This window comes from Desulfosarcina sp., from assembly GCF_033791525.1.
GTDB lineage: Bacteria > Desulfobacterota > Desulfobacteria > Desulfobacterales > Desulfosarcinaceae > Desulfosarcina.
In genome coordinates, this window is sequence record NZ_JASJGN010000327.1 from 1 (window position 1) to 8044 (window position 8044).

At 56.6% G+C, this 8044-nt stretch carries 7 protein-coding genes; 4 read left to right on the forward strand and 3 right to left on the reverse strand.

Annotation, left to right across the window (positions count from 1 at the left end):
- The 3 genes from QNK41_RS16295 to glpA form a co-directional block, all read right to left on the reverse strand.
- Window positions 1-619, reverse strand: a 619-nt coding sequence (locus tag QNK41_RS16295; RefSeq protein WP_319258803.1) for an FGGY family carbohydrate kinase, incomplete at its 3' end; no start/stop codon positions are given.
- Between the two features lie 46 nt (window positions 620-665).
- Window positions 666-1964, reverse strand: coding sequence for a glycerol-3-phosphate dehydrogenase subunit GlpB (gene glpB, locus QNK41_RS16300; RefSeq protein WP_319258805.1), 1299 nt, complete (start codon window positions 1962-1964; stop codon window positions 666-668).
- Between the two features lie 210 nt (window positions 1965-2174).
- On the reverse strand, window positions 2175-3743 hold the full coding sequence (glpA, locus tag QNK41_RS16305; protein ID WP_319258807.1) for an anaerobic glycerol-3-phosphate dehydrogenase subunit GlpA: 1569 nt from the start codon (window positions 3741-3743) through the stop codon (window positions 2175-2177).
- A 240-nt stretch (window positions 3744-3983) separates the two neighbouring features.
- Here glpA and QNK41_RS16310 point away from each other — a divergent pair, with 240 nt between their 5' ends.
- The 4 genes from QNK41_RS16310 to QNK41_RS16325 all read left to right on the forward strand — a co-directional run.
- Entirely contained in the window at window positions 3984-4802 is an 819-nt protein-coding gene (locus QNK41_RS16310; RefSeq protein WP_319258809.1) for a DeoR/GlpR family transcriptional regulator, read from the forward strand.
- A 230-nt stretch (window positions 4803-5032) separates the two neighbouring features.
- Window positions 5033-6130: an ABC transporter ATP-binding protein gene (locus QNK41_RS16315; RefSeq protein ID WP_319258811.1), complete on the forward strand. Its 1098-nt coding sequence runs from the start codon at window positions 5033-5035 to the stop codon at window positions 6128-6130.
- A 13-nt stretch (window positions 6131-6143) separates the two neighbouring features.
- Window positions 6144-7229 (forward strand): ABC transporter ATP-binding protein, encoded by a 1086-nt coding sequence (locus tag QNK41_RS16320; RefSeq protein WP_319258812.1) that lies wholly within the window; start codon window positions 6144-6146, stop codon window positions 7227-7229.
- A 24-nt stretch (window positions 7230-7253) separates the two neighbouring features.
- Window positions 7254-8044: sugar ABC transporter permease (locus QNK41_RS16325; RefSeq protein ID WP_319258814.1), on the forward strand; the 791-nt coding region annotated here is incomplete at its 3' end.

Genomic DNA, 8044 nt, shown 5'->3' on the forward strand with positions numbered 1-8044 from the left:
TTAGGATTTCATCATCCCAGGCCAGGGTCTCCAGGTCCATGATCAGGGTCCGTGAGGCATTGGAGACATCGGTTACATGGGCGCCACCGGCCGCACCGCCGGTGAGCTGCCAGATAACCCAGGTTTCGATGGTGCCGAAAAGGGCCAGGCCTTTTTCGGCCGCCGCCCTTGCCTCGGGAACATTGTCCAGAATCCATTTGACCTTGGGTCCCGCAAAATAGGTGGCGATGGGCAGCCCGGTCTTTTTACGGAAACGGTCCTGACCGCCCTCTTTGGCCAGGGCGCTGCAGATTTGATCGGTTCGGGTACACTGCCAGACAATGGCATTGTGAAAGGGCTGGCCGGTTTTCCTGTCCCAGACCACCGCGGTTTCGCGCTGATTGGTAATACCGAGGGCGGTAATATCCTTGCCGGTGATCCCGGCTTTTCCCATGGCCCCTTTGATCACCCGGCGGCTGTTGTCCCAGATTTCCAGAGGGTCATGCTCAACCCAGCCCGGCTTGGGAAAGATCTGCTCGTGCTCCATCTGATCCACGCTGACAATCTGTCCCTGGTGGTCGAAAAGTATAAACCGGTTGCTGGTGGTGCCCAAATCCAATGCACCGATATAGCTGGCCATAGGTTGCTCCTTTCCTTGGAATAAAGGCTTAAAACCGATTTCAGCTTCAACTGTCGACGAGCCCGTTGACCATGGCCGCGATGGCCCCGCAAGCTGTTGCCACGGCAAGACCGGTACCGCTTTTGGTTCGGATCCAATCCTGATGAGCCAGAATGGAACCGGCGGCATACAGGTTCTCATAAACAGCCTGGCCATCCAGGTTCAATGGCCGGAACCGGTCGTCCACCTCGATTCCGGCAAGGTTGATGGCATGGCCCTTGGGGTCCAGAAACTGCTGCCGGTGCCAGCAGCTGCGGTTTTCCGGTTGGCAGACGGGCAGATCCAGGAGCGCTTCGCGGATTCCCTGGCGTTCAGCCACCAATCCTTTTCCCAGAAACCGGCCGGTGGCCATCAGCACGTGTTCCGCCACCACCGTCATCTCAGGTTCAGTTCTTCCCAGCTCGAGGACAAACCGACCGTTTGCCTGACGGTGAATGGAATGTACGGTATGATGATAGAAGGCTTTCACCCCAATTTGGGGAAGATGGCTTTCGAAAGCCTCTTTAAGGCGAATACCGGAAATGGCTGGCGGCATGGTGGGAATCTCGAAAACCGGTCGCCCGAGCATCTGATGGAGATCATGGTGAACACCCTTGCTGTCGTGAATCCCAAGAATGGCGGGCAGCCCCACAAATTTAGCCTGGCCCAGATGGGGACGGATGGCCTCGGCCAGCTCCCGGCGAGCCGCCTCAACTTCTAATCCCCGTGCGATGTGTTCAGCGTATTTGGGCCCCATCCGGTTTTGCAGGGGCAGATCGATGGACGCGGCCCTCAGATCCGGCCATGCGGGTTTCAGGGTGTTGACGATCTGGGTCGCACTGAAACCACGCAGCCCATGTATATCAACGATCAGACAGGGTGCCTTTTCTTCCAACGCCTGCACGCCGGCCCACATGGTCTCAGGCACCCGGTAGGTGCGCTTGATTGTACCGACCGGGGTGATCAGCCGAGCATTTCTGTCTGGATATCCGGCGTATGGATGACCGGCATGACCCAGAAAATCCGTTAATCCATCCATGGCCGAACGGATCTGGTTATTGGAAACACGGCAAAAGGGGTGTTGAGGATACGTTTGCTTGAGCTGTCTCAACCCCTGCCAGGGATCGTCGATCAGGTCCCGTGTGCTGCCGTGGGCGACGCCGTATAGGTCAAACAGGCCGCTAGCATAAAGGGTCTCGCCGGTGAGTCCGGCCTGCACGATGGATATGCCGCGCCGGGCGGCGAACAGGGCTGCCGACATGCCGGCCATACCAGCCCCGATGACCATCAGCTGGCATTCTATTGGTTCTGCATTCGCTGTTTCCATGGCTTCTTTTCTATTGCGAAGTTGCCTGCACGGTAACCCGAATGTTTAGATAAATCCGTATTTCATGAATGTCCGTTAAAAAAGGGTAGCTTGTGGTTCAGATCAAGGCCGCAAAGATTTGGAAACCGCAGGCGTAGCAGCGCTACGTCGAGGATTTCCAAGTCTTGAGAACGCCGAGCTGAGCCTCAAGATGCCCTTTCTTGACGAGCATTAGGTGGTTTCGCTGACATCGAGGCCTAAGAGCCCACAGTGCAACGCCTCCTGCAGCTCCGCCTGGGATACGGCCGGTCCCCACAAAAGCGGCTGCATCCCACGCCAGCGCTCGTTTAGGAAATCCTTGAGTTCATCAATTCCTTCGCCTTTTTGAAGCAGGTCTTCATTGTACATGTGGGCAGCCATGCGCAGGCTGCAGAATGAGCCCTGGCAAGGTCCTTTGCCAACACGGCTTCGCTGCCCCATCTCCCGCAGGCCGGGACGATGGCCATTGGTGGACAGCGAGGCGGCAATCTCGTTGAACACGCTAGTGGGAACCATCTCACACTCGCACAGCAGCAGGTCCGAGGGGTCTTTCTTTTTGAACCACATTTTCGGAGTGAACCCCGGTTCGGTATAACGGGCCTCGCTGGAGGCGGGCAGGGGTTCTTCGGCAGTGCGACAGGCGGTGGAATTGCCCAACCGTCGGCAGACTAGATTGGCCGTCTTTTCCGCCATGAGCCGATAGGTGGTGAGCTTGCCGCCCGTGATGGTAATGAAATTGTCCAGCCCATCCAATTCATGATCCAGCAGTGAAAAGCCGCGGCTCACCGCCCGGTCATCGGATCCGTTGCCGAAGCGCACCAGAGGACGGACACCGGCATAGGCGCGAATGAAACGGGTCTCCGCCAGTTTGGGCACCATGGCCATGCCGTCGTCGAGCATGGCATCGATCTCGGCTGTGGTGGGACGGCATTGGTCTGGCGAATCAATCCGTCTGGAAGTGGTGCCGAAAATGGATACCGTTCCCGCCGGCACCAGGATGTCGGCATCCGCCGCCTTGCGCAGCCGGTTGATCACTCGCTCGCCCAGCCGCATCTGGCTGATGATCAGGCTGCCTTGGGAATAGACCATGTTGATAAGGGCGCCGGCCATGGCTGCCACTTCGCCGGCCCAGGCCCCGCTGGCGTTGACGATCTGATCGGCATGAACACAGACTTCACTCCCGTTGCGAAGGTCCGTCAGCAGGACAGTTTCAATATGTCCGGCACGTTTGACAAACCCCACCACTTTGTGATGCAGCAGTTGTGCAGTTCCCAGTGTCCCGGCCTGGGCCAGGTTGTCCAGGGATAGTTTGAACGGGTCGATAGAACCATCTTCCACGGCAAAGGCGGCAATGGTATCCGGCGACACGCATGGCTCCATTTCCAGAGCCTCTTTGGGGTCCACCGCCACGGTGGTGATGCCGCATTGCGCACAACGATCGGCAAAGTCGGCGATGTACCCCTGATCGTCCCCTTCGACGGCAACGAAGAGCCCGCCGGTCTCTTCCACGCATTGAGGGGCCAATCGTTTGATGATCGAGCCCTCATCGCGGCACTCCCGGGCCGAGGCCGGGTCCGACAAGATGTAGCGGGCACCGCTGTGCAATAAGCCGTGGTTGCCCCCGGAGGCACCGGCATTGATGTCCTGTTTTTCCACCAATAGGCACCCTACGCCTCGAAGGGCCAGATCCCTGGCCAGGCCGGTGCCGGTGACGCCGCCACCGATAATCAACACCTGCGTTTCCAATTGTTGGTTCATCATGATCCTATCACGGCGGCCCCGGCCGGGGGCCGGACGTTGGAATATAAATTTTTCACTTGAGAAAAATTCGTTCGAATGTTATAATAATAAGCATGCTACGAACCCTTTTTCATATATTTTAAACCAAAAATATCACACAAACTGGCGCTTGTCACCAAAAAATGTTCGTTTTAAATCAAAGTTGCCCAAACGACTTCTTAACCGAAAAATTCGGTGTCAATACATTGGGAAACAATTAAAATGATGGATAAAAAATCGTCGGTCGGTGTATCGCCCAATACAAAACTAAACGGGAAGGCAGCACCGGTACGAAAACGGCACGATAAAATAAAAAAAATGGTGCAGTCCCAAGGGTTTGTGACGATTGAAACCCTTGCCCAGACCTTTTCGGTGACCCCTCAGACCATTCGCCGGGACATCAATACGCTCAGTGAAAAGGGTCACCTGTGCCGCTACCATGGCGGTGCGGCCATGCCCACCTCCGCGGAAAACGTGGCCTATAACGAACGCAAAGTGCTCTGTTTCCGCGAAAAGCAAAAAATCGCCCGGCTCCTTGCCCAGCATATTCCGGACAATGCCTCCCTTTTTATCAACATCGGCACCACCACCGAAGCGATTGCCCACGCCCTTTGCCACCACAAGCGCTTGCGGGTGATCACCAACAACCTGAACGTGACCTCCATCATGAGCGCCAACGAAAACTTCGAGGTCATTGTCGCCGGCGGACTGGTCCGCCATCGGGACCAGGGAATTATCGGCGAAGCCACCATTGATTTTATAAGTCAGTTCAAGGTGGACTACGGCATCATCGGCATCAGCGGCATCGACCTGGACGGCACCCTGCTTGACTTTGACTACCGTGAGGTCCGTGCCGCCCGCGCCATCATCGACAATTCGCGCAAGGTCTTCCTGGCGACCGATCACACCAAATTCGGCCGCAACGCAATGGTCCGGCTCGGGAGCATTACAGAAATCGACAGCCTGTTCACCGACCATCAGCCCCCTGCGGGCCTTGCCGAAATCATCGCCGCATCGGAGGTGGAACTTCACGTTGCCTGAAGCGGCTGACCGGCAATAAATGGCCTGCACACATGATCGAATATGGCCGTCGAATTCGACAATCAACCTTTTATTTCGCTTGTGAAAAACGTTCCTTGAACATGAAAAAATGACAAATCATATTTTCGCTTGCGAAAACATGGGCGGGGTGTTAGTTTAATTGATCATCGTGATCCTCTTTCTCATATCCGAACGATAGTTCGCCGTATCTACAGATCGGAGTCCAAGCGATGGGCTTGAAGCTCGAGAACATCAGCAAATCGGTGGATGGAGAAACCCATCTCCGACAGATCGATCTTGCGTTTGAAAAAGGATCCCGCAACGTGTTGCTGGGTCGAACCCTTTCCGGCAAAACCTCCCTGTTGCGCATCATGGCCGGCCTGGACCGACCCACCAGTGGTAAAATTATCATCGACGGCCAGGACATGACCGGTGTTTCCGTTAGAAAACGAAGCATCGCCATGGTCTACCAGCAATTCATCAACTACCCCTCCTTAACTGTCTACCATAACATCGCCTCCCCCCTGAAGATCAGCGGCATATCGAAAAAAGAGCTGGACCGGCGGGTGCGCGAGACAGCGGAAATGCTCCATTTGGAGGATATGTTGGACCGGATTCCTGCGGAGCTGTCCGGCGGACAGCAGCAACGCACGGCCATCGCCCGTGCCCTGGTTAAAGATGCCCAGTTGCTGCTATTGGACGAACCCCTGGTCAACCTCGACTACAAACTTCGGGAAGAGCTTCGGGTGGAGCTTCAGGAAATTTTCCGGAAACGGTCCGCGATCGTGGTATATACCACCACGGAACCCTCCGAAGCCCTGATGCTGGGTGGCAACGTCGTGGTCCTCGACGAAGGCCGGGTGTTGCAAACCGGCGCCACCGCCACGGTATATCAGCGGCCCGAAACCTTGAGAGCCGCGGAAGTGTTCAGCGACCCGCCCATCAATGCCCTCGACACTGCAGTGGCTGACGGCATGGCTGTCATGGGAGACAATATTCCGGTTCCCTTGACCGGGCACCTTGCCGATCTTGCAGATGGATCATACCGGTTTGCCTTCCGGTCCAACCACCTGTGGCTTTCCAGCCAGATGGACGGGGACCTTGCCATTACGGGCACGGTGGAACTGGCCGAGATCAACGGCTCGGAGACCTTTATCTACATCCATCATGGTAAAAGCGCATTCGTGGTGCAACAGGAAGGGGTGCACTCCTTTGCCATGGGCAACGAGATAACGGTGTTCATCAACCCTGAATACCTTTTTGTGTACGGCACCGCCGGTCAACTGGTGGCCGCTCCTCCGGCTGCCGAGCCTTACAACCAGCCATAGCCGGGAGAACCCCATGGCGCGCATAGAATTCGATCAAATCGCCCACGCCTATTATCCGAACCCCGAAACGGCATCGGACTATGCCCTCAAAGAGATCAATACCATCTGGGAGGACGGCGGGGCCTACGCACTGCTCGGCCCCTCCGGCTGCGGCAAGACCACATTGCTCAATGTGATCTCCGGCCTGCTTAGACCCAGCAAGGGTCGGGTGCTTTACGACGGCACCGATGTGACCGCCCTGCCTCCGGAGAAGCGCAATATCGCCCAGGTGTTTCAGTTTCCGGTGCTTTACGACACGATGACCGTTTTCGACAACCTGGCCTTTCCGTTGAAAAATCGGGGCTTCAACAAAACGGATACCACCCGTCGGGTACGTGAGGTTGCCGAGATTCTCGACCTGACCCCGGATCTGAATAAAAAAGCCGCCGGCCTGAGTGCCGATGCCAAACAGAAAATATCCCTGGGCCGCGGCCTGGTGAGAAGTGATGTGGCTGCCGTGCTCTTCGATGAACCCCTGACCGTCATCGACCCCCATTTGAAATGGCATTTACGCCGGAAGCTCAAGGAGATCCACGATCAGCTGAAACTGACGATGATCTATGTCACCCACGACCAGGTGGAAGCCCTGACCTTCGCGAATCAGGTGATCCTCATGTACGAAGGTGAGATCGTTCAGATCGGCACACCGGAGGAGCTGGTCGAAAATCCCCGCCACAAATTCGTCGGTTATTTTATCGGTAGTCCCGGTATGAATTTTCTACCCTGCTCCCTTGAGGGCCAAAGCGCAAGGGTCGACGGGGTGACCATCGCCCTGGATCCGGAAACGGCTGCCCTTGGCGCTAAGGCCCGGGGGGAGCTGGAATTGGGCATCCGCCCCATGCATCTGGAGGTTCATGGCTCGCCCGTCGACGGCAGTGTTCCGGTGATGATAAAAACAGTGGAAGATCAGGGCAGCTTCAAAATCCTGACGGCCTCGCTCAATGGTCATGCCCTGAGAGCCCGCGTACCCGAAGGGCATCCAATTCCGGAAAATCAGGCGTGGCTGAAGTTTCCACCGCAGCGAACCAAACTATTTGCCGACGAACGCCTGGTCCGATAAAGGGTCAGATAAAGGGAGGATCCAATGGAAAAATGGGCGGACAACAAGGCATGGTTTCTGGTACTGCCGGTTTTTGTCGTCGTAGCCTTCAGTGCCATTATACCGCTGATGACCGTTGTCAATTACTCGATCCAGGACATTTTCGGCCCAGGCAACGCCGTATACGTGGGGACGGAATGGTTCAAAGAGATGTTGACCGACCATCGTCTGCACGATGCTTTAGGGCGCCAGTTTGTTTTTTCGGGCCTGGTCCTGCTGATCGAAATTCCCCTGGGCATCCTGATTGCGCTGACCATGCCCAAAAAAGGCTGGGGTGCCTCCGCCAGCCTGGTGACACTGGCCATCCCCCTTCTGATTCCATGGAATGTGATCGGCACCATCTGGATCATCTTTACCCGGCCGGATATCGGTTTGTTCGGCGTCGGCATCAACAGCCTGGATCTTCTCGAGGTGCCCTTTGACCATACCGCCCGCCCGGCTTACGCGTGGGCCACCCTGATGGCCATGGAGGTATGGCACTGGACACCCCTGGTGGCCCTGCTCTGTTATGCCGGGTTGCGCGCGATTCCGGAGGCCTATTACCAGGCCGCAAAAATTGACGGCGCCTCGTCCTGGGCGGTCTTTTGCTATATCCAGCTGCCCAAGATGCGCGGTGTCCTCACGATCGCCATTTTACTCCGCTGGATGGACAGCTTTCTGATCTATGCCGAACCCTTTGCGCTGACCGGCGGGGGGCCGGGCAACTCAACCACCTTTTTGTCCATCTATCTGGTCAAGCTGGCCACCGGCCAGTTTGACCTCGGGCCGGCCGCGGC